19 protein-coding genes, 3 pseudogenes and 1 riboswitch are annotated in these 20,836 nt (G+C 61.3%); of the genes and pseudogenes, 17 read left to right on the top strand and 5 right to left on the bottom strand.

Translation table 11 applies throughout. From position 1 onward, the window contains the following. Positions 1-170: 170 nt before the first annotated feature. Positions 171-872, bottom strand: coding sequence for a hypothetical protein (locus VZ95_RS23885; RefSeq protein ID WP_156995088.1), 702 nt, complete (start codon positions 870-872; stop codon positions 171-173). A 227-nt stretch (positions 873-1,099) separates the two neighbouring features. On the opposite strand from VZ95_RS23885, the gene VZ95_RS05560 reads away from it, so the two are divergent. Beyond that, the gene (locus VZ95_RS05560; protein ID WP_045774983.1) at positions 1,100-1,804 is read left to right on the top strand and encodes a glutathione S-transferase family protein; all 705 of its coding nucleotides are present in this window, start codon (positions 1,100-1,102) and stop codon (positions 1,802-1,804) included. On the opposite strand, the gene VZ95_RS05555 is transcribed toward VZ95_RS05560, so the two are convergent. Then, on the bottom strand, positions 1,773-3,059 hold the full coding sequence (locus VZ95_RS05555) for an L-fuconate dehydratase (RefSeq protein ID WP_045774982.1): 1,287 nt from the start codon (positions 3,057-3,059) through the stop codon (positions 1,773-1,775). The two genes, VZ95_RS05560 and VZ95_RS05555, sit on opposite strands and share 32 nt — an antisense overlap. 94 nt (positions 3,060-3,153) lie before the next feature. Between VZ95_RS05555 and VZ95_RS05550 the strand changes: the two genes are divergently transcribed. The 3 genes from VZ95_RS05550 (at position 3,154) to VZ95_RS05540 (ending at position 5,664) form a co-directional block, all read left to right on the top strand. Then, positions 3,154-3,948: an IclR family transcriptional regulator gene (locus tag VZ95_RS05550; RefSeq protein WP_052711516.1), complete on the top strand. Its 795-nt coding sequence runs from the start codon at positions 3,154-3,156 to the stop codon at positions 3,946-3,948. Between the two features lie 111 nt (positions 3,949-4,059). Then, positions 4,060-4,803, top strand: coding sequence for an SDR family oxidoreductase (locus VZ95_RS05545; protein ID WP_045774981.1), 744 nt, complete (start codon positions 4,060-4,062; stop codon positions 4,801-4,803). Between the two features lie 18 nt (positions 4,804-4,821). Further along, positions 4,822-5,664, top strand: coding sequence for a fumarylacetoacetate hydrolase family protein (locus VZ95_RS05540; protein WP_045774980.1), 843 nt, complete (start codon positions 4,822-4,824; stop codon positions 5,662-5,664). On the opposite strand, the gene VZ95_RS05535 is transcribed toward VZ95_RS05540, so the two are convergent. Continuing rightward, the gene (locus VZ95_RS05535) at positions 5,654-6,346 is read right to left on the bottom strand and encodes a FadR/GntR family transcriptional regulator (RefSeq protein ID WP_045774979.1); all 693 of its coding nucleotides are present in this window, start codon (positions 6,344-6,346) and stop codon (positions 5,654-5,656) included. The genes VZ95_RS05540 and VZ95_RS05535 overlap by 11 nt on opposite strands. A 275-nt stretch (positions 6,347-6,621) precedes the next feature. Here VZ95_RS05535 and VZ95_RS05530 point away from each other — a divergent pair, with 275 nt between their 5' ends. From VZ95_RS05530 to VZ95_RS29145, 9 genes and pseudogenes are all read left to right on the top strand, one after another. Next, positions 6,622-8,208, top strand: a complete 1,587-nt coding sequence (locus VZ95_RS05530; RefSeq protein WP_045774978.1) for a sugar ABC transporter ATP-binding protein — start codon at positions 6,622-6,624, stop codon at positions 8,206-8,208. Then, the gene (locus VZ95_RS05525; RefSeq protein ID WP_084627593.1) at positions 8,205-9,269 is read left to right on the top strand and encodes an ABC transporter permease; all 1,065 of its coding nucleotides are present in this window, start codon (positions 8,205-8,207) and stop codon (positions 9,267-9,269) included. The genes VZ95_RS05530 and VZ95_RS05525 overlap by 4 nt, the downstream gene beginning before the upstream one ends. 72 nt (positions 9,270-9,341) lie before the next feature. Beyond that, positions 9,342-9,494: a hypothetical protein gene (locus VZ95_RS26690; RefSeq protein WP_232302495.1), complete on the top strand. Its 153-nt coding sequence runs from the start codon at positions 9,342-9,344 to the stop codon at positions 9,492-9,494. Further along, positions 9,466-10,286: pseudogene (locus VZ95_RS05520) on the top strand (substrate-binding domain-containing protein). Before VZ95_RS26690 ends, VZ95_RS05520 begins: the two are co-directional and overlap by 29 nt. 84 nt (positions 10,287-10,370) lie before the next feature. Beyond that, the gene (locus tag VZ95_RS05515; RefSeq protein ID WP_198148106.1) at positions 10,371-11,399 is read left to right on the top strand and encodes an aldo/keto reductase; all 1,029 of its coding nucleotides are present in this window, start codon (positions 10,371-10,373) and stop codon (positions 11,397-11,399) included. Between the two features lie 3 nt (positions 11,400-11,402). After that, a pseudogene (locus VZ95_RS28575) lies at positions 11,403-11,732 on the top strand (amidohydrolase family protein); the annotation flags it as partial. A 40-nt stretch (positions 11,733-11,772) separates the two neighbouring features. Continuing rightward, on the top strand, positions 11,773-12,219 hold the full coding sequence (locus tag VZ95_RS26685) for an amidohydrolase family protein (protein WP_332308003.1): 447 nt from the start codon (positions 11,773-11,775) through the stop codon (positions 12,217-12,219). Between the two features lie 10 nt (positions 12,220-12,229). Continuing rightward, the gene (locus VZ95_RS05505) at positions 12,230-12,559 is read left to right on the top strand and encodes an L-rhamnose mutarotase (protein WP_045774977.1); all 330 of its coding nucleotides are present in this window, start codon (positions 12,230-12,232) and stop codon (positions 12,557-12,559) included. A gap of 34 nt (positions 12,560-12,593) precedes the next feature. Continuing rightward, positions 12,594-12,923 (top strand): annotated as a pseudogene (locus VZ95_RS29145) (alcohol dehydrogenase catalytic domain-containing protein); the annotation flags it as partial. On the opposite strand, the gene VZ95_RS25140 reads toward VZ95_RS29145, so the two are convergent. After that, positions 12,915-13,145, bottom strand: a complete 231-nt coding sequence (locus VZ95_RS25140; protein ID WP_198148108.1) for a hypothetical protein — start codon at positions 13,143-13,145, stop codon at positions 12,915-12,917. The pseudogene VZ95_RS29145 and the gene VZ95_RS25140 sit on opposite strands and share 9 nt — an antisense overlap. Before the next feature lie 7 nt (positions 13,146-13,152). Between VZ95_RS25140 and VZ95_RS25135 the strand changes: the two genes are divergently transcribed. The 4 genes from VZ95_RS25135 (at position 13,153) to metE (ending at position 18,950) form a co-directional block, all read left to right on the top strand. Continuing rightward, the gene (locus tag VZ95_RS25135) at positions 13,153-13,605 is read left to right on the top strand and encodes a zinc-binding dehydrogenase (RefSeq protein ID WP_198148105.1); all 453 of its coding nucleotides are present in this window, start codon (positions 13,153-13,155) and stop codon (positions 13,603-13,605) included. A 4-nt stretch (positions 13,606-13,609) separates the two neighbouring features. Then, positions 13,610-14,734 (top strand): mannitol dehydrogenase family protein, encoded by a 1,125-nt coding sequence (locus VZ95_RS05495; protein WP_045774976.1) that lies wholly within the window; start codon positions 13,610-13,612, stop codon positions 14,732-14,734. A 10-nt stretch (positions 14,735-14,744) separates the two neighbouring features. Continuing rightward, entirely contained in the window at positions 14,745-16,265 is a 1,521-nt protein-coding gene (locus tag VZ95_RS05490; protein WP_045774975.1) for a UxaA family hydrolase, read from the top strand. Positions 16,266-16,326: 61 nt separating this feature from the next. Next, a riboswitch (cobalamin riboswitch) is annotated at positions 16,327-16,551 on the top strand. 107 nt (positions 16,552-16,658) lie between these two features. After that, positions 16,659-18,950 carry a 5-methyltetrahydropteroyltriglutamate--homocysteine S-methyltransferase gene (metE, locus tag VZ95_RS05485; protein ID WP_045774974.1) on the top strand — a complete coding sequence of 764 codons (2,292 nt, stop codon included), beginning with the start codon at positions 16,659-16,661 and terminating at the stop codon, positions 18,948-18,950. Between the two features lie 4 nt (positions 18,951-18,954). Here the strand turns inward: metE and VZ95_RS05480 are convergent. Beyond that, a partial coding sequence (locus VZ95_RS05480) for a transglycosylase domain-containing protein (protein ID WP_045774973.1) occupies positions 18,955-20,836 on the bottom strand: 1,882 nt, incomplete at its 5' end.

Genomic DNA, 20,836 nt, shown 5'->3' with positions numbered 1-20,836 from the left:
ATAAGGAAAAATACTCAGACATAAAAGCAAGAATTACCCTACGATCTCTATGCAAAATTGATGCCTGTATAGATCCATCTCCAGTACGCGTAGGGTTATAAGATCCTACCCAAACCGCTTTTGGAATAATAACCCTTTCAAAATCACCACCTAACTCCTCTGCAAGAATCTCACGGACATTGCAGAATACAAAAAATTTTTGTGTGAAAACTTTCGTAATTTTTAATTTGATCAATATCAACAACTTTAAATGCTGATAATTTTTCATATGGTTCCCCTGGGCAATCCTTTTCGTTATTATAAGTTTCAATAGAAGATAATTTATTAGAAGGCAAACCATCACGTTTAATCAATGCGTCATACAATTTATTATTTCCTTGTACATGATAATCGTGCTGTTTTTTATCAACAAGAACTGAAATATATTTCATTTTGGATAAACTGTTAATAATATCTTTATCACCAAGAGAGTAGATCGCACAGAGCGCCATATCGTATGCAGACACACACTCCAAAAATCTTTTTTTCATTTCATCGAAATACACAGAGGTAGTCTCAGTCTCCAATAAATGAAACTTTCTCTTCACAAAATCATTAAGATCGTTTTCATTTTTCTTATATTCACTTTTTTCTGTGCTAAAACCGGCAACCCTCTCACTTTTTTCTCTATCATTTATCAAACTCCTTAATAACTCTTCATTAATCAAAACACGATTTTTGCAATGAGCAATAAATCCCTCAATGGTTTCAGCGGTATAGGTTAATGGATCCTCTTTATCATTTTTATAAATTTGCAAAAAATAATGACCAAACGGGGGGTCATAACCAGCTATTATTCTTGCATCATTGTTCGATATATCGTGTCTAGACATTTTTTCCCTCAAAAAAGCATTACCCCTCCTATTACACCAAAAAAAATAGAAAATCAATGCACAATTACATTAAAAAACGCATATCTCGCAAGATTACAATCTCAATGATTTATGAGGGGATTACGTTACGTATTAATAATAATGACTAATTTTATAATATTTCACAATTATTTGAATTATATATTGAATTTGTTATTTAATTTCCATAATGACTGGAGAGAAAAATTATGAATCCAACCATCACCCTCTATCATTGCCTGAGTGCCCGCTCCTTCCGGCCCCTATGGATGCTGGAAGAATTGGGCTTGGCCTATCGGCTTAAAATTCTACCCTTCCCGCCGCGCGTGCTCGATCGATCTTATCTGGAGGTGAACCCGCTGGGCACGATCCCGCTGTTTGAGGACGGCAGCACGCGGATGAGCGAATCCGCCGCCATCTGCCAATATCTCGCCGACCGGCACGGGCCGACGCCGCTGCGGGTAGCCGTGGAGGAGCCCGACTATGGGGCCTACCTCAATTATCTGCATTTCGGCGAAGCGACGCTGACCTTCCCGCAAACCCTGGTGCTGCGCTATAGCCGGTTCGAGCCGGAGGAACGGCGCTTGCCGCAGGTTGCCGAGGCCTATGGCAAATGGTTTCTCGGGCGATTGCGGACGCTCGATCCGCTCTTGGCCGCGCACGAGTATCTCTGCGCCGGGCGCTTCACCGCCGCCGATATTTCGGTCGGCTATGCGCTGATGCTGGCGGGACATACCGGGCTCGACGCCGAATTTTCCCCCGCCGTCGCCGCCTATTGGCAGCGGCTCAGCGCGCGCCCAGCGTTTGAACGGGCGCTGCGCGTGCAGGCCGAGGCCGCCGAGGCGCAGGGTATCTCGACCACCCCCGCGCCCGATCTGATCGTTAGTTCCCCGCAAACAGGTGCGCGGCGATAGAGGGGGCCTTCATTTCGATGGAAAAGCCCGGCGCGCGCGGGGCGAGATAACGGCCCTGGCGCACCTCACACGGCGTGACAAAATGCTCGTGCAGATGATCGACGAACTCGGCGACCCGCCCGTCCCAGGAACCGGAGATGCAGAGATAGTCGATCATCGAAAGGTGCTGCACATATTCGCACAGGCCAACGCCGCCAGCGTGGGGGCAGACGGGTTTACCGAATTTCGCCGCCATCAGCATGATTGCCAGATTCTCGTTGAGCCCGCCGACGCGCGCCGCATCGATCTGCACGACATCGATGGCGTTGGCCTGAAGGAATTGTTTGAACATAATGCGGTTCTGGCACATTTCACCCGTCGCCACTTTGATCGGGACGACTCCAGCGCGAATGGCACGATGGCCGAGGATATCATCGGGCGAGGTTGGTTCTTCAATGAACCAGGGATTGAATTCCGCCAGTTCGCGCACCCACGCGATCGCTTCATCGACCTCCCAAATCTGGTTTGCGTCGATCATCAGCACCCGGTTCGGGCCAATTTCCTCGCGCACCACGCGGCAGCGGCGGATATCGTCGGCCAGATCGCGCCCGACTTTTAGTTTGAAATGGCTCCAGCCTTCCGCCACGCCCGCGCGGCACAGTCGGCGCACTTTCGCGTCATCATAGCCGAGCCACCCGGCGGAGGTCGTGTAGCTGGGATAGCCTTCCGCCAGCAGTTTCGCCCGGCGTACGGGTTCGCCTTGCTTGGTTTTGGTGAGAATGTCCAAAGCCTCGTCGCGGGTCAGCGCATTGGTGAGATAGCGGAAATCGATGAGCTTCACGATCTCCTCCGGGCTCATGTCGGCCACCAACTGCCACACTGGCTTGCCCGCGTGCTTGGCCCACAGATCCCAAACGGCATTGACCACCGCGCCGGTGGCCAGATGCATCACGCCCTTATCCGGCCCCACCCAGCGCAGGTGCGAATCGCCGGTTACATGCCGCCAGAACGCCCCCATATCGGCGATAATCTCCGCAAGGCTGAGCCCGACGAGGCGCGGCATGAGCAGATCGATGGCCGCCCGGCACAGATCGTTCCCGCGCCCGATGGTGAAGGTGAGCCCATGCCCCTCGAGACCGCCGGAGGTTTCCAGCACCACATAGGCGGCGGAATAATCGGGATCGGCATTCATCGCGTCCGATCCATCCTTTTGCGAGGAGGTCGGAAAGCGAATATCGTAGCTGCGGTGGCCGGTGATGCGAATCTGGTGCGGCATGCTGCCTCCCAAGGGGCTTTTGTCGGAGTGTTTTTTCTGTAAAATGGATAATCATATATGAAACATCCCGTCAAGCGACCGCGAGGAAAAACCTGTGAGTGACGCCGAGATCGACCCGCCGCTTCCCGACGACAAAGAGCGCCGCTACTCCGCCCCCGCGCTGGAGAAGGGCCTGGATATTCTGGAATTCCTGTCGGAATCGCGCGAGCCGCAATCCTTGCAGCAGATCGGCGACGGCGTCGGGCGCACCAAGGGCGAGATTTTTCGCATGGTCGCGGTCTTAGCCGAGCGCGGCTATATCGAGCGGACCGAGGCGGACGATCGTTTCATCGTCACGGACCGGCTGTTCCGCCTCGGGATGAACCGGCCCAGCAATCGCTCGTTGATCGAAATCGCGCTGCCGTTCATGAACGCTTTTGCCGATAGCACCGGCTACGCCTGCCATCTGGCGGTGCCCTCGGGCACGCAGATTGCGGTGATCGCGCGGGTGGAAAGCACCAGCCACATCGGCTTTACCGTGCGCATCGGCTACCGGCAACCGCTCGTTCTTACCGGCTCCGGGCACTGCCTGCTGAGCTTCATGAGCGCGCGGCGGCGGCACCGGATCTATGAGGAATTGCGCCGGGAAGACCCGTGGATCGATCTCGACGCGCTGACGCAAACCCTGGACGGGTTCCGGGCTACGGGGGCGGTAAAACGCCCGAGCGGCACCGCTGAAGGTGTGATCGATCTCTCCTGCCCCATCCTCGATAGCCACGAGGGCGGCGCGGTGGCGGCCCTCACCTGCCCCTACCTGCGCACGCGCCAAATGCCGAAAGAGCCCGAGGAGATTCTAGCGGCTCTGGCCGAAGCGGCGCGGCGCATTTCGGAAACGCTCTCGCTCGACTGAAATCATGATTTACAGATGCAATGATGCTGTGTATCTAAAATGGAACGATCTAACACAGATCATCGCGACGGCCGGTCAAGGCCCGCTCCCTGGAGGAAGGAACACCCCGGAATGGCCGGAAGACTGCACGGCAAAACTGCGATTATCACCGCTGCCGCGCAAGGCATGGGCAAAGCCGCCGCCCTGGCCTTCGCCGCCGAGGGGGCCGAGGTGATTGCGACCGATATCAATGATGGGCTGCTGGCCGCGATGCACGGCCTGCCCGGCATCACCCCGCGCCGCCTGGATGTGTGCGACCCTGCCGCGATTATCGCCTTCGCGGGCGAGGTTCCCGCCCCGTCGATCCTGTTCAACTGCGCGGGCTACGTCCACGCCGGCACGATTATGGACTGCGACGAAGCCGCTTTCGAATTCTCAGTCGCGCTCAACGTCCGCGCGATGTACCGGATGATCCGGGCGTTCCTGCCGGGCATGCTGGAGGCAGGGGGCGGGTCGATTATCAATATGGCCTCGGTCGCCTCATCGGTAATCGCCGCCCCAAACCGCTTCATCTATGGCACCACCAAAGCCGCCGTGGTCGGGCTGACCAAATCGGTCGCCGCCGACTATGTAACGCGCGGCATTCGCGTGAACGCCATCTGCCCCGGCACGGTCGATAGCCCCTCCCTGCACGACCGCATGCGCGCGCTGGGCGATTATGAAACCGCCCGCGCCGCCTTCATCGCCCGGCAACCGATGGGACGCCTGGGCACCGCCGAGGAAATCGCCGCGCTCGCCGTCTATCTTGCGTCGGATGAAGCTGGTTTCATGACCGGACAGGCCATTACCGTCGATGGCGGTTGGTCCAATACCTAAAACCCCTGGGGACTCGCGATGAAACTACTCCGCTACGGCCAAGCTGGGGCCGAAAAGCCTGGAATTTTGGATCAAGACGGCCGCATCCGCGACCTTTCGGCCCATGTGGGCGATATCGGCGGGCGTTGGCTTGCCCCCGAAGGGCTTGCCGCGATTGCCGCCCTGCCGCTCGACAGCCTGCCGCTGGTCGATGCGAACACGCGCCTCGGCCCCTGCGTGGGCGGCACGGGTAAATTCATCTGCATTGGGCTGAATTATTCCGACCATGCGGCGGAAACCGGCGCGAGCGTGCCGACCGAGCCGGTGATTTTCATGAAAGCCACCTCCGCCATTCAAGGCCCAAACGACCCGGTTGAAATCCCGCGCGGCTCGGAAAAGACCGATTGGGAAGTGGAACTCGGCGTTATCATCGGTAAAACCGCCAAATATGTGAGTGAGGCCGACGCGCTGGACCATGTGGCGGGCTATTGCGTCATTAATGATCTGTCGGAACGCGCCTTCCAGATCGAACGTCAGGGCCAATGGACCAAGGGCAAAAGCTGCGACACGTTCGGCCCGCTCGGCCCCTGGTTGGTGACGAAGGACGAGGTGCCGGACCCGCAGAACCTCGATATGTGGTTGGAAGTTAACGGCCACCGTTATCAGAACGGCTCGACGCGCACGATGGTCTATGGCGTCGCGTTCGTCGTCTCCTACCTGTCGCAGTTCATGAGCTTGCAGCCGGGCGACGTGATTTCCACGGGCACGCCGCCGGGCGTCGGCCTCGGGCAAAAGCCGCCGGTCTATCTGAAAGTCGGCGACCGAATGGAACTCGGCATTCAGGGATTGGGCCAACAGGCGCAGGTCTGCGTTAGCTCGTAATCCAACGTTCCGTCGATGCCTTCAGGTGCTGGCGCATCGCCGTTTGTGCCGCCAGCGGATCGGCCGCTTCCAGCGCCTGAAGGATCGCTTCATGTTCATCGACGGCGGCCTGCCAAGTTTGCGCGCTGTCGAAGCGCTCGCGCAGTTGCGAGGAAATGGGGCTATGGCGTTCGTCGAAGAGTTCCCCCACCAGCCGCAGCAGCACGGAATTGCCGCTGAGGGTGGCGAGGGTTAGATGAAATTGGCGGTCGTGCTCCACCGGCGAGCGGCCCTGCTCCATCTCGGCCTTCATGCGTTGGAGGGTTTCGCGCAACCGCATTAAGCCGTCCGGCGTGATCCGGGCGCAGGCGAGCACGACGACCGCGCCTTCAATGGCGGCGCGCGCCTGCATGAGTTCGGACGGGCTTTCGCCTAAGGCGGCGGTGCTCGTCGCCAAACGTTCGGCAGGGGCACAGACATAAACGCCCGAGCCCATACGAATTTCGACGCTGCCGTCGATTTCCAAGGCAATCAAAGCTTCCCGCAACGAGGGGCGCGACACGCCGAGCTGCTGCGCAAGATCACGCTCCGGCGGCAGCCGCGTGCCGGGCGGAAAAGCCTGACGGGCGATCAGCGCGCGGATTTCGTCGGCGACCTGCTGATACAGGCGGCGCGTTTCGATGGGTTTGACCAGACTGGGCATGCGTCGGCTCTTTCGTGAATTGGCCTTACCATACGGGTCGGTTTTGCAGGCGACAAGGGTTAACCCCGTGTGCAGTGCAGCAAAAAACACTTAAAAACCCGCCACTTACGTTATGGTCAAGCCAATCGCATTAAATTGGTAAATTGGCTTGACCAGAATAATCGAGCATCCTATCGTTTGGCCAAGGCCGCCGCGATTGAGATCGTGAAAGCCAAAACCCACCGAAGAGTGGGGTTCTGCGCATAGCTCCGGCACCGCGCTTAGGGAGGAACTCTATGCAACCGTCTTCATCGGACGGGCGAGCATCCGCGCGCCGTCCAGATCCCCCACCCGCGCTTCTGGGAACGGAAGTGCTGCGGCTCGACCAGGTGACGAAACAATTCCCCGGCGTGCGCGCGCTCGATCAAGTGTGTTTTGATTTGAAGCGCGGCGAAGTGCATGCGGTTTGCGGCGAGAATGGCGCGGGTAAATCGACGCTGATGAAAATCGTCAGCGGCCAATATCAGCCCGATGGCGGCAGTATCACCTATAAGGGCGAAACCCGGCGCTTTGCCAACTCGCTCGACGCCGAACGCGCCGGCATTGCCATTATTCATCAGGAATTGAACCTGATCCCGCATCTGTCGGTCGCCGAAAACATCTTTTTGGCGCGGGAGCCGACGCGCGGCTGGTTCATCGATCGCGCCGCCCTGCGCCGCAACGCGCAAGCCTGCCTCGACCGGCTCGGCGTCGATATTCAGCCCGATGCTTTGGTAAAGAACCTCTCGGTCGCCCAGTGTCAGATGGTGGAAATCGCCAAGGCCCTGTCGCTGAACGCCGAAATCCTGATTATGGACGAGCCGACCTCGTCGCTCACCGAATCGGAAACGGCGCTGCTGTTTCAGGTGATCCACGATCTGAAGCGCGACGGCGTCGGCATCGTCTATATCTCGCACCGGCTCGATGAAATGGCCGCGATTGTCGACCGGGTGACGGTGTTGCGCGACGGGCGCTATGTTTCTACCCAGGCCTTCGCCGCCACCAGCATTGATGACATCGTTTCGCGCATGGTTGGCCGGTCGCTGGATGAGAAATTCCCCGAACGCACCTCGACGCCGACCGAGGAAACCTTGCTGTCGGTGCGCAACCTCAGCCGCGCGGGCGTGTTCCAAAACGTCAGTTTCGAGCTGAAACGCGGCGAAATCCTAGGGTTTTCCGGCCTGATGGGCGCGGGGCGGACTGAAGTTGCCCGCGCTATTTTTGGCGCCGATCCGCTCGATTCGGGCAGTATTCACCTCGGCGAAACCGCGCTGTCGATCAAAAGCCCGCGCGACGCTATCGAGCATGGCATCGCCTACCTATCGGAAGACCGCAAAAGCCACGGGCTCGCGGTGAAAATGTCGGTGGTGCAGAATCTCACCCTTGCCAATATGGGCGCGGTTTCGGGGCGGTTTGGCTTTATCGACTTCAAAGCCGAAGCCGAGGCCGCGCAAACCTATATCGACATGCTGTCGATCCGAACCCCCTCCGCCCATCAAGTGGCAAAACTGCTCTCGGGCGGTAATCAGCAGAAAATCGTTATCGGCAAATGGCTGTTTCGCCAGTCGCGCATTCTGTTTTTCGATGAGCCGACGCGCGGCATCGATGTTGGCGCGAAGTTCGCCATCTATCAGTTGCTCGACCGTCTCGCCGCCCAAGGCATCGGCGTGGTGCTGATTAGCTCGGAATTGCCGGAAATCCTGGGGCTGACCGACCGGGTTGCCGTGTTCCACGCGGGCCGCCTTCAGACCGTGCTGACAACGCGCGACACCAATCAGGAAGAAATCATGCATTACGCCTCGGGCTATAGCCGCCCGTCGACGCTCGGAGCCGCAGCCCAATGACCGATCTTAGCACTCAAAAGGCGACTGCCGCCGATCAAGGCAGCGCGCAAGAGCTTGCCGACCATAAGGCCCGCCTGATGAACGACAAAAAGAAAGACCTGATTCAGAAGTTCGCAGCGCTCGCGAGCCTGCTGCTGCTGATCGTGATCTTCTCCGCCACCAGCGACGCGTTCCTCAGCGTCAGCAATGGCATGACCATCGGCCTGCAAGTGACCTCCATCGCCTACCTCGGCATCGCCGCCACCTGCGTTATCATTACCGGCGGGATTGATCTTTCGGTCGGCTCGGTGCTGGCGTTGGCCGGGGTTGTCGCGGCGCTTGCCGTGAAGGCGGGCGCGCCCGTGCCGCTTGGGATGTTTGCCGGTATTCTGGTCGGGGCTTTCTGCGGTTTCCTCAATGGCGTCTGCGTGACCCGGCTGAAACTGCCGCCCTTCATCGCTACCCTGGGAATGATGCTGGTCGCGCGCGGCGTCGCCCTGCAAATCACCGGCGCGCGGGCGGTTTCCGGTCTCGGCGAGGCTTTCGGCGAGCTTGGCAATGGCGCGCTGTTCCGCGTCGTGAATATCGGCAGCGATGGGTTTCCGGATGTTGTGTTTCCCGGCATTCCCTACCCCGTCATCATTATGGTCGTGCTGGCGATTGCCGTGTCGATCATGCTGAGCCGCACCACCCTGGGCCGCCATATCTATGCGGTTGGCTCCAATAGCGAGGCCGCGCGCCTCTCCGGCGTCCACGTGAACCGCGTCACCCTCTTCACTTATGTGCTGTCCGGCACCTTCGCTGGGCTCACCGGCTGCGTGCTGATGTCGCGCCTCGTCACCGCTCAACCGAACGAGGGCGTGATGTACGAGCTGGATGCGATTGCGAGCGCCGTTATCGGCGGCACCTCCTTGATCGGCGGCGTCGGCACCATCTCCGGCACGGTCATCGGCGCCTTCGTTATCGGCATCCTGCGTAATGGTTTGAACATGAACGGCGTTTCCGCCTTCACGCAGCAAATCATCATCGGCCTCGTCATTCTGCTCACGGTGTGGATCGACCAGATCCGCAACCGGCGCTGAAAACCCAGGGCTAGGCATTCGCCCGGCCCCGAACAGGAAGATCAACTTCCGAATCCCCCAAGGAGAGAAACTATGCAGAAAATCCTGTCCGCCTGTCTCGTATCCGCCCTGGCGCTCTTCGCCGGTGCCGGGTATGCCGCCGATAAGGAAGTCGCGGTGATCGTCAAAACCGTGAACTCGACCTTTTTGGCAGAATGTGCAAAAAGGCGCGACCGATGCCAATAAGGAAGCGGCGGGCTATTCGATGACCTTCCAAGGCCCCGCCTCGGAATCGGCCATCGCCGACCAAGTCAATATGGTCGAAAACGCCGTGAACCGTAAGGTTGCGGGCATTGTGCTGGCCCCGTCCGACCCCGATGCTTTGGTTCCCGCACTGAAAAAAGCTTGGGAAGCCAAAATCCCGGTGGTGCTGATCGACTCGATGCTGTCGGAGGCGGGCAAGCGCTACTATCAATCCTTCCTCGCCACCGATAATGAAAAGGCGGGCGAGCTCAGTGCCAAAGCCTTGATCGATAAGGTCGGCAAGACCGGCAAAATCGCCGTCATGTCCTATGTGGCAGGCGCGGGCTCGGAAATCGGGCGCGTCGGCGGTTTCACCAAATATATCAAAGCCAATTCGCAGCTCGAAATCGTCGGCACCTATTATTCGCAGTCGCAAATGGCGACCGCGCTGAACCAGACCACCGACGTGCTGGCCGCGCACCCAGACCTGAAGGGCATCTTCGGCGCGAATGAGCCACTGCCATCGGCATGGGCCGCGCCATCACCCAAGCCGGAAAAGCGGGCCGCGTCGTTGCGGTCGGGTTCGACGGCAATCAGGATCTGCAAGGCTTCGTGAAAGACGGCACGCTGGAAGCCATCGCCGTGCAGGGTTCTTACCAGATGGGCTATCTCGGTGTGCAGAGCATCGTGAAGCTGCTGGCCAAGCAGCCGGTGCCGGAATTTCTCGATACCGGCGTCGTGATCGTCACCAAGGGCAATATCGATAAGCCCGAAGCCAAGAACGTTCTGTACTAAACCCAGTCTTACTCCCCGCCTCGGGCGTGCGCACGCGGCCCCCCGTTTTGCGCACGCCCCTTTTTCCCCAGTCTCTCAGGTGGAATGATGCTTCTAACCGATCGCCGCCCCCTGCCCCGCACGGGCCTATCGCTCCCGATTTTCGGCCTGGGCGGTGCCCAGATTGGCGGGCTCTACCGCGCCAGCACGGCGGCCTGCTCGGACGATCTGATTGCCTGCGCCTGGGAAAACGGCATCCGCTATTTCGATACCGCCCCCTATTACGGCTATGGCCGCTCGGAACACCGGATGGGCGCATCCCTCTGCGACCGGGCGCGCGAGGATTATGTTCTGAGCACTAAAGTCGGTCGCCTCATCCGCCCCAACGCGGGCGGCGCGCGCGCGCCGGGGGCCGATACTAACGGTTGGGCCGAGGCGCTGCCGTTTCATCAGGTCTATGATTATTCCTACGATGCCATAATGCGCTCGGTGGAGGATTCCTATCAGCGCCTCAGCATCGCCCGCCTCGATATTCTCTATGTCCACGATATTGGCCGCGTCACCCACGGCGAGAAGCACGATCACCATTGGCAGCAACTCACCCAGGGCGGCGGCTTTCGCGCGCTCGATGCGCTGCGCCGGGCGGGCATCGTCAATGCCATCGGCCTCGGGGTGAACGAGTGGGAAGTCGTTCAGGACGCGATGCAGGAAATCGATCTCGACTGCACCATGCTGGCCGGGCGCTATACGCTGCTGGAACAGAGTAGCCTTTCACCGTTCCTCGAAAACTGCCGGAAGGCGGGCAATGCCATCGTCGCCGCCGGGGTGTTCAACTCGGGCCTTTTGGTTGGCAACGGTAAATTCAATTACGCCGATGCGCCGCCTGCGATGATCGCGCGCGTTGAGGCGCTGACCGCAGTCTGCCAGGAATTCGGTGTTGCCCTGCCCGCCGCCGCCCTTCAGTTCCCGCTCGCCCATCCGGGCGTCGTTAGTGTCGTGACCGGCGCGCGCACGCGGGGCCAGCTTGAAACCAATATCGCCTGGTTCAACAGCGCGATTCCCGGCGCTTTCTGGCAGGCGCTCACAGCGCGCGGCCTGATCGACGCCGCCGCCCCCACGCCAGCGGGCGCGTAAGCCATGCGGATCGACGGGCATCAGCATTTCTGGCAGTTGGCAACGCGGGTCGGCGATTGGCCACCGCCGGAGTTGGCCGCCATCCATCGGGATTTCATGCCGGACGATCTTGCGCCCTTGCTGACGGACAGCGGAATTGACGGAACGATCCTCGTGCAGTCGCTCCCGTCGCTGGCCGATACCGAATTTATGTTGGGGCTCGCCGCGCGCCATTCCTTCATTTTGGGGGTGGTCGGCTGGGTCGATCTCAAGGCCGCCGACGCGCCCGCGCAAATCACGATTCTGAGCGCCGATCCAAAACTAAAGGGCCTGCGTCCGCTGCTGCAAAGCCTGCCCGCCGACTGGCTGGACGATCCGGCGCTCAATCCCGCGATTGCGGCGATGCAGGCCGCAAAACCTTGCTTTCGACGCCCTCGCTCTGCCGCCGCATTTGCCCACGCTTCTGCGCTTCGCCCGCCGCTTCCCGGCTCTGCCCATCGTTATCGACCACGGCGCAAAGCCGGACATCGCGCGCGGCGGCACACCGGGGTGGCGTGCCGATATGGCGGCACTGGCCGCGCTGCCGAACGTCTTTTGCAAACTCTCGGGCCTGCTCACCGAAGCCGGGGCACAGACCGGGATTGAGACTATTCACCCCTATGCCGACACCTTGTTCGAGTTGTTCGGGCCGGATCGGCTGATGTGGGGCAGCGACTGGCCGGTGCTGACCCTTGCGGGGGATTATCGCGGTTGGCGGACGATGGCCGAAGCCCTGATTCCTGCCGAAGCCCATACCGCCGTGTTCGGTGACACCGCCCGCAATTTCTACTGCTTGGCTTAGGAGAGTCCCGATGCAACGCATGGGCATGGTCATTGGTATCGCCGCCGATAAGATTGACGAATACCGCCGCCTGCACGCCGCCGTTTGGCCGCAGGTTCTGGCGCGGATCGCGCAATCCAATGTCCGCAACTACACGATCTTCCTGCGCGAGCCGGAGAATCTGCTGTTCGGGTATTGGGAATATCACGGCACCGATTTCGATGCCGATATGGCCGCCATTGCCGCCGATCCGGAAACCCAACGCTGGTGGAGCTTCTGTAGCCCCTGCCAAATCCCCTTGCCGAGCCGCGCGCCCGGCGAGCATTGGGCGATGATGGCGCCCGTTTTCCATACCGACTGACCTTTTTAACGCATTCTAGCCTTCGAGGAAAACCATGCTCACCGTCATCTGCGAAACCCCCGGCACTTTACGCGCTGAAACTCGACCCAAGCCGGTACGGGGCGCGGGCGAAGTTTTGTTGCGGGTCAAGCGCGTCGGCGTTTGCGGGACCGATCTTCATATTTTCACCGGCAATCAGCCCTATTTGCAGTATCCGCGCGTTATGGGGCACGAGCTTTCTGGGATTATCGAAGAAGCGCCGGACGGCAGCCGTTTCCAAGCGGGCGACCCCGCCTTCGTCATGCCTTATCTCTCCTGCGGCACCTGTCACGCCTGCCGTCAGGGGAAAACCAACTGCTGCCAGAATATCCAAGTCTTAGGCGTTCACCGCGACGGGGCCTTTACCGAATACCTCAGCCTGCCGGAAGAATTCGTGCATAAGGCCGAGGGGATTTCGCTCGATCAGGCGGCGATGCTGGAGTTTCTCGCCATCGGCGCGCACGCGGTTCGGCGCGGGCAGGTGGAAGCCGGGCAGCGGGTTCTCGTCGTTGGGGCCGGGCCGATCGGCATGGCAGTTGCTATTTTTCGCCAGTCTGCGCGGGGCCACCGTGACGATGCTCGACACCCGGCAGGACCGGCTGGATTTCTGCGCGCGGCATTTGGCCGTTGCCGCCACCGTTGCCATCGGGCCGGAGGATGTGGCGCAGCTTTCGGCGCTCACCGAAGGGGTGTTTTTCGACCGGGTGTTCGACGCCACCGGCAATCCAAAGGCGATGGAGCGCGGCTTCCAGTTCGTCGCCCACGGCGGCACCTATGTTCTGGTCTCCATCGTCAGCAGTCACATCAGCTTCTCCGACCCGGAGTTCCATAAGCGCGAAATGACACTGATGGGTAGCCGCAATGCCACGATGGAAGATTTCGAAACGGTGCTCGCCGCCATGCGTGCGGGAAAAGTGCCCGACGCCGCGCTGAATACCCATCGGTTGACTCTAGCGAGCATGCCCGAAACCTTCGCCGACCTGCTGAACCCGGCGGCGGGAGTGGTGAAAGCCCTGGTGGAGTGCTGATCCCGTGACCACGCCGATTCTCCAGTTTGGCACCAGCCGCTTTCTGCAGGCCCATGCCGATCTGTTCATCTCGGAAGCGCTGGCGCGCGGCGACGCCCTTGGCCCGGTCGCCGTGGTGCAAACGACGGCGAACCCGGAAAGCGCCGCCCGCATTGCCGCACTCGCCAGCGGCGCGGGCTATCCGGTGCGCGTCCGGGGCCGCCTGAAGGGCGCAGTCGTGGATACTCAGCAAACCTGCACCGCGATCCGTGCCGCCTATCAAGCCCAACGGGACTGGCCGGACCTGTGCCGGTTAATGGGGGGCGAGGTTCAGGTGATCCTCTCCAATACCGGCGATAGCGGCTATCGGCTCGATCCCGCCGATGGGCCGAGTCTTCTGGCACCGGGGACTGAGGCACCGCGCAGCTTTCCGGCCAAGCTTTTGGTATTGCTCCATCGCCGTTGGCAGGCCGGGGCCGCGCCGATCTCGCTCTTTCCTTGCGAGTTGATTTCCCGCAATGGCGATCACCTCAAGAAAATCGTGCGCGATCTCGCTGCCGAGTGGGGCTTGCCCGCCGCCTTTCAAGACTATCTTACCAGTGGCTGCCGCTGGGCGAATTCGCTGGTGGACCGGATCGTCTCCGAACCCATCCAGCCCGTCGGCGCGGTCGCAGAACCCTATGCGCTCTGGGCGATTGAGCGGCAAGACGGGCTCACCCTGCCCTGCACGCATCCGGCCATCGAGTTGGTCGATGATCTTGGTCAGGTTGAACGGCTCAAGCTGCATCTGCTCAACCTCGGCCATACCTATCTTGCTGAAGGCTGGCTGCGCCAGGGACGCCGCGCCGATGAAACGGTCTATCAGGCGATGAACACTCCCGCGATCAGCGCCGATCTCGACGCGCTTTGGCAGGACGAGGTGCTCCCGGTTTTCGCAGCAGCGGGCGAAGGCGAGCTTGCCGTCGCCTATTGTGCCAAGGTGCGCGACCGGTTCTTGAACCCCTTCCTCGATCACCGCCTTGCCGACATCGCCCAAAACCATCGAGACAAGAAGCAACGCCGCCTCGCCCCGATTGTGGCCCAGGCGGAAGCCCACGGCCTCGCCCTGCCGCAATCCCGCCTGCGCGCCGCTCTAAATACGCTCGCCTGAGGAGGCCCCCATGACCGCCCCTGCCCTCATTCTGCTAAACCCCGCCGATTCGGTTGCCGTTGCGACGCGCGATATTGCGGCAGGAACTGCTTTTACCGTCGAGGGGTTTACCGGGGTGGCCACGGTTGCCATTCCAAGCGGGCATAAGCTGGCGGTGACGCCGATTGCTCAGGGAGCGCCCGTGTTGAAATACGGGCAGGTCATCGGCATTGCTACCCAGGCGATTGCCCCCGGCGACCATGTCCATATGCATAATCTCACGATGGGCGATATGCGGCTTGAGGAGGCCATCGGCAGCGCCTATCGCCCCACGGAACCCGCCGAGGGCGCGCAGTTTCAAGGGATTGTGCGCGCGTCGGGCAAGGTTGGCACGCGCAATTACATCGGCATTATCGCGAGCGTGAATTGTTCGGCCACCGTCTGCCGCTATATCGCCGAGGCCTTCAAAGGCGCGGCCCTGGCCGATTACCCGAATGTAGACGGAATCGTCGCCATTACCCATAGCAGCGGCTGCGGCATGAGCGGCACCGGCGAGGGCATTGAGATCCTCCAGCGCACGTTGCGCGGTTATGCCGATCATCCGAATTTTGCCGGGGTTCTGCTGATTGGGCTCGGCTGCGAGGTCAATCAGATCGCCCCCTTGGCCGAAAGCCTCGCCGCGCGCCCCTCTGGCTTGGTCGCCAGCCTGACTATTCAGGGGGAAGGCGGCACGCGCGAGACGGTCGATCAGGGGATCGCCCTCATTAAAACGATGCTGCCGCTGGCCAATAACGTGCGCCGCACGCCGGTTTCCGCCCGGCACCTAACGATCGGGCTGCAATGCGGCGGGTCGGACGGTTATTCGGGGATTACCGCGAACCCAGCTTTAGGCGCGGCGGTCGATCGGCTCGTGCGCCAGGGCGGGACAGCGATTCTCTCCGAAACCCCGGAGATTTACGGGGCCGAACATCTCCTCACGGCCCGCGCCGCATCGCCGGAGGTGGCCGAAAAGCTGCTCGCTCGCATCCGCTGGTGGGAGGAATATACGCGCCAGCACAAGGGCGATATGAACAACAACCCCTCCCCCGGCAATAAGGCGGGCGGGATCACGACGATCTTGGAGAAATCCTTAGGCGCAGTCGCCAAGGCAGGCAGCAGCGGCCTGATGGATGTGGTCGGCTATGCCGATCCCGTTACGACCAGCGGCCTCGTGTTCATGGATACCCCCGGCTATGATCCGGTTTCGGCGACCGGGCAAGTGGCGGGCGGGGCGACGCTGATCTGCTTCACCACTGGGCGCGGCTCGACCTACGGCTGCAAGCCGACGCCGTCGCTGAAGCTCGCTACCAATAGCGGCCTGTTCAAACGCATGGCGATGGATATGGATTTCAACGGCGGAACGATCCTAGACGAGGGCCAAAGCGTCGCCGACGCGGGGGCCGCCCTGTTTCAACTGATGCTCGACACCGCCTCCGGCGCGCCAACACGCTCGGAAGAGCACGGCATGGGCGATAATGAGTTCGTGCCGTGGCACCTCGGCGCGGTGATGTAGGCCCTCAACATCGCATAACGATATAAACAAATCCTTATATTGACAAACGTTGCTGTCTGCCGCAGATTTGGGGCGTTATGGTTCCCAAGGTCGCCGCATGCGGCTTTGGGCTAAGAGGGAATCCGGTGCGGATTGGGGCTCACCCCCACCAAAGCCGGAGCTGCCCCCGCAACTGTGCGCGGCGAGCGCGCAATCCACCCACGTCACTGAGGCTTAGGCTTTGGGAAGACAGGATTGCGCGCCGTGACCCGCGAGCCAGGAGACCTGCCATGACAGATAACGTCCACGGGCGGGGTGTCCCGGTGTGTCGCTTGCGCAGCAGGCTTGGCAAACCGGGCCTGGTGCAATCGCGTCCGCTATGGCCTTTGCCCCATCTTTATGGGGTATTTGCCAATGTCTAAGCTTACCATTCCGATCGGCACCCTAGGTGTGCCGCGCATCGGCCAACGCCGCGACTTGAAACACGCGCTCGAAGCTTTTTGGTCGGGCAAATCCAGCCTCGACGATCTGGAGGCAACCGCCGCCCGCCTGCGCGCCGAAAACTGGCGGCAGCAGCAGCACGCGGGGGTCGATCATATCCCCAGCAATGATTTCTCCCTCTACGATCACGTGCTGGATACCAGCGTCCTCGTCGGCGCGATCCCCGATCGCTACGGGTGGACCGGCGGGCCGGTAACGGCGGAAACCTATTTTGCCCTGGCGCGCGGCGTGCCCGGCACCGGCCTTGCCGCCCAGGAAATGACGAAATGGTTCGATACCAATTATCATTTCATCGTGCCGGAACTGGGCAAAGATCAGCAATTCCAACTGGCGTCGACCAAGCCCGTTGCCGAGTTTCTGGAGGCCCAGGCCTTAGGCATCCACACCCGCCCCGTCCTGCTGGGGCCGGTGACGTTCCTGCGGCTCGCCAAATCGCCCGATGCCGGTTTCGACCCCTGGGCGCTGCTCGACCGGCTTGTGCCCGTCTATGCCGATCTGCTCGCCCGCCTGCACGCGGTTGGGGCCGACTGGGTGCAGATGGATGAGCCTTGCCTCGCCCTCGATCTCGATGACGCCACCCGCGCCGCCCTGCACCACGCCTATGCTGCACTCACGGACGCCGAACCGAAGCTGAAGCTGCTGGTGACGAGCTATTTCGGCCCGATGGCGGATAATCTGACCACGGCGCTAACCCTTCCGGTCGCCGGCCTGCATTTCGATTTGGTGCGCGGGGCCGCCGATCTGCCGCGCGTGCTGGCCGAGGCCCCGAAACACCTCACGCTGTCCCTCGGCGTGATCGACGGGCGCAACGTATGGCGCGCCGATCTGGACGGTTTGCTGAGCCAAATCGCGCCTATTGTCGCTGCTTGGGGCGCGGAAAAGCTGATCCTCGCGCCCTCCTGCTCGCTGCTGCATGTCCCCATCGACGTGACGCAGGAACGCGATTTGGACGCCGATCTGCGCTCGTGGCTCGCCTTTGCGGTGCAGAAGCTTGATGAGCTCGCGGTTCTACGCTGTGCCCTCACCGAAGGCCGGGATGCGGTCGCCGCCGATCTCGCGGCGGCCAGTGCGGCCTATGCCGCGCGGAAAAACTCCCCCCGATTGCATAATCCGGAGGTGCGCGCGCGGCTTGGGCGCGTGGTTCCCGCCTGGGCACAGCGCTACCGGCCTTTCGCCGACCGGCGCGTGCTTCAGCAGGCGAAGCTAAAGCTGCCGCCCTTCCCGACCACGACCATCGGCTCCTTCCCGCAGACCGAAGCCGTCCGCAAGGCCCGCTCCCACGCGAGTAAAGGCGCGCTTTCAGCGACCGAGTATGAGGCTTTCCTCAAACAGGAGACCGAACAGGCAATCCGCTGGCAGGAGGAAATCGACCTCGACGTGCTGGTGCATGGCGAGTTCGAGCGGAATGATATGGTGCAATATTTCGGCGAACAGCTTTCCGGCTATGCCTTTACCCAAGCCGGTTGGGTGCAAAGCTACGGCTCCCGCTACGTTCGTCCGCCGATTCTCTATGGGGATGTGGCCCGCTTGAAGCCAATGACGGTGGTCTGGGCGTCCTACGCGCAATCGCTCACCGACCGTCCCGTAAAAGGCATGCTGACGGGGCCGGTGACGATGCTCGGTTGGTCCTTCGTGCGCGACGACGTGCCGCGCGAAACGGTCTGCCGTCAAATCGCCCTCGCGTTGCGCGATGAAGTGAGTGATTTGGAGGCCGCCGGGATTGGCATTATTCAAATCGACGAGCCGGCGTTCCGCGAAGGGCTGCCCCTGCGCCGGGCGGAGTGGGAGGCCTATCTTACCTGGGCCACCGAATGCTTCCGGCTCTCGGCCTCCGGCGTCAGCGACGCCACGCAGATTCATACCCATATGTGCTACTCGGAGTTCAACGATATCATCGGCGCGATTGCGGCGATGGATGCCGATGTCATTTCCATCGAAACCTCGCGGTCCAAGATGGAATTGCTCGACGCTTTCACCGGCTTCCAGTACCCCAATGACATCGGGCCGGGCGTCTATGATATCCACTCGCCGCGCGTGCCCACCAAAGCCGATATGGTCGCGCTGCTCGACAAAGCCCGCGCCCATCTGCCACCCGATCAGCTTTGGGTCAACCCCGACTGCGGCCTAAAAACCCGCCGCTGGGAGGAGGTCAAACCCGCGCTCGAACAGATGGTGGCGGCAGCGAAAAGCCTGCGGGCGGGGTAGTCCGCTATTCCACCACGATCTTGACCGGGGCCGAGGTTTCGGGGCGTTGCGGCAAGCGAACCTGAAACTCGTGACGCCCCGGTTGGATCGGCCAATAGAAGGGCGCGTCCGGCGGGCTGACCTGCTGGGCGACGCCATTCGCATACCAAACGACCTCGGCTACGGGCGGATCGGCTACCATTTTCAAGGTCAGCCGGTTCGCCCCCTCCGGAACTTCCGGATTGCGCCACAACCGCAGATTATTCTTGGGCGCGGTGATGGTGAGGGAGATCGGTTGCTCAGCCACGCGCAGCGCCGCCAACATTGGTGGTAGCGATGGCGCGGATTGGCGCGGACGGTCCGGTAGCAGCCACTCGCGTAAGACCGGCCCGCATCCGGCGGTGGTTTCGGCCTGGGCGGCGGGTTGGCCGGTAAAGCTACACAGGCTGATGCGTTCGTATCCTTCGGGCGCGGGGAAATCGGCATCAAGCATATCGCCTGCCGTGGCACGATGCGCGAGCAGCATCAGACTGCGCGCCAAGGGGGCCGCCGCGCCAACGCCCGTCACCTGCCGCATTGGCGCTGCATCGGCACGGCCCACCCAAACGCCGATCAAATAATCGTCGGAATAGGCCACGGTCCAGGCGTCGCGATAGGCTTGCGACGTGCCGGTTTTCACGGCGACCGGAAAGGGGTAATCGGTCGGCCCATTGCGCGGAAAACTGGGCAGACGCGCCAGCGGATCGGCCAGAAACCCCGTCACCAGCCGGGCGCTGGTGGTGGACACTAGGCGGCGCGGGGCCTCGCCCGGTTCGCCCGCATACCAGTGCAGGGGCTGAAACATCCCATCATTGGCGAGCACGCCATAGGCTTGCACGAGCCAATCGAGCCGGGTCGGCAGCCCGCCAATCGCCATCGACAGGCCGAAATGCTGCGCCGGGATTGCGAGATGGTGCAGCCCCAAATCTTCCAAGAACCGATAGGTCGGCTCGAAGCCAAGGCCGCGCAGCAGATTGGTCGCGGGAATGTTGCGCGAATTGGCCAGCGCCTGCCGGGGCAGCAGCGGGCCAAGAAACTGCCCATCGGCATTAGCAATGCCCAAGGCATCTTCGGGCGCGTCGGCCATCACCTGATCGGGCGCGAGAATCCCCCGCTCCAAGGCCAGCGCAAACAAGAACGGTTTCAAGGTACTGCCCGGCGAGCGCAGGCTGCGGGTAAAATCGAAAGCGCCGCTCGGCGTACCAAAAAACCCCGCCGACCCCACCGCCGCGCGCACGGCCAGCGTGCGCCGATCGACGATCAGGGCCGCCGCCTGTTCGGCCTCAGCCCCGCGCCACTCGGCAATATGCTTCACTAACAGCCGTTCGGCCTCGCGCTGCAACCCGCGATCCAGCGTTGTTTGCACGCGCCCGTCGCTGCCCGCAGGCCGCCAGCCGGTCTGGACCAAACGATCGTGCAACCGAAGCACCGCGTGCAGGCTTTCCGGGCGGCGCGCGGGCGGGGTGAGGGCGAGGCGGCGCAACTGTTCTACCGCCATCAGCCGTTCGCCATTGCTGAGCACCCCGCGTGCTTCGAGCCGCCCGAGCAATCGGCCAGCGCGGGCGAGTGCGCGCGGCAACCCCTCGGCGCGTAACGGATTAAGCCGCGCGGGCGCTTGCGGCAGGGCAGCAAGAAAGGCGATTTCGGCCCAACTGAGGTCTTCCACCGGCTTATCGAAATACCAGCGCGCGGCATGGGCGATGCCGTGGCTACCGTTGCCGTAAGGCACGAGGCGCAGATAATGACGCAGCAACTCGTCCCGCCCGTAGCGCGCGGTGAGCAGCAGCGCCGTCCCAGCCTCCATCAGCTTGCTGCGCCAGTGCCGCGCCTCGGGCCGCTGCATCCGCGCGATCTGCATTGCCAGCGTC

Source organism: Elstera litoralis, assembly GCF_000963705.1.
Classification (GTDB): Bacteria; Pseudomonadota; Alphaproteobacteria; order Elsterales; family Elsteraceae; genus Elstera; species Elstera litoralis.
Note: the sequence above shows the minus strand (reverse complement) of the source record. Positions and strands in the feature narration are given on the sequence as shown.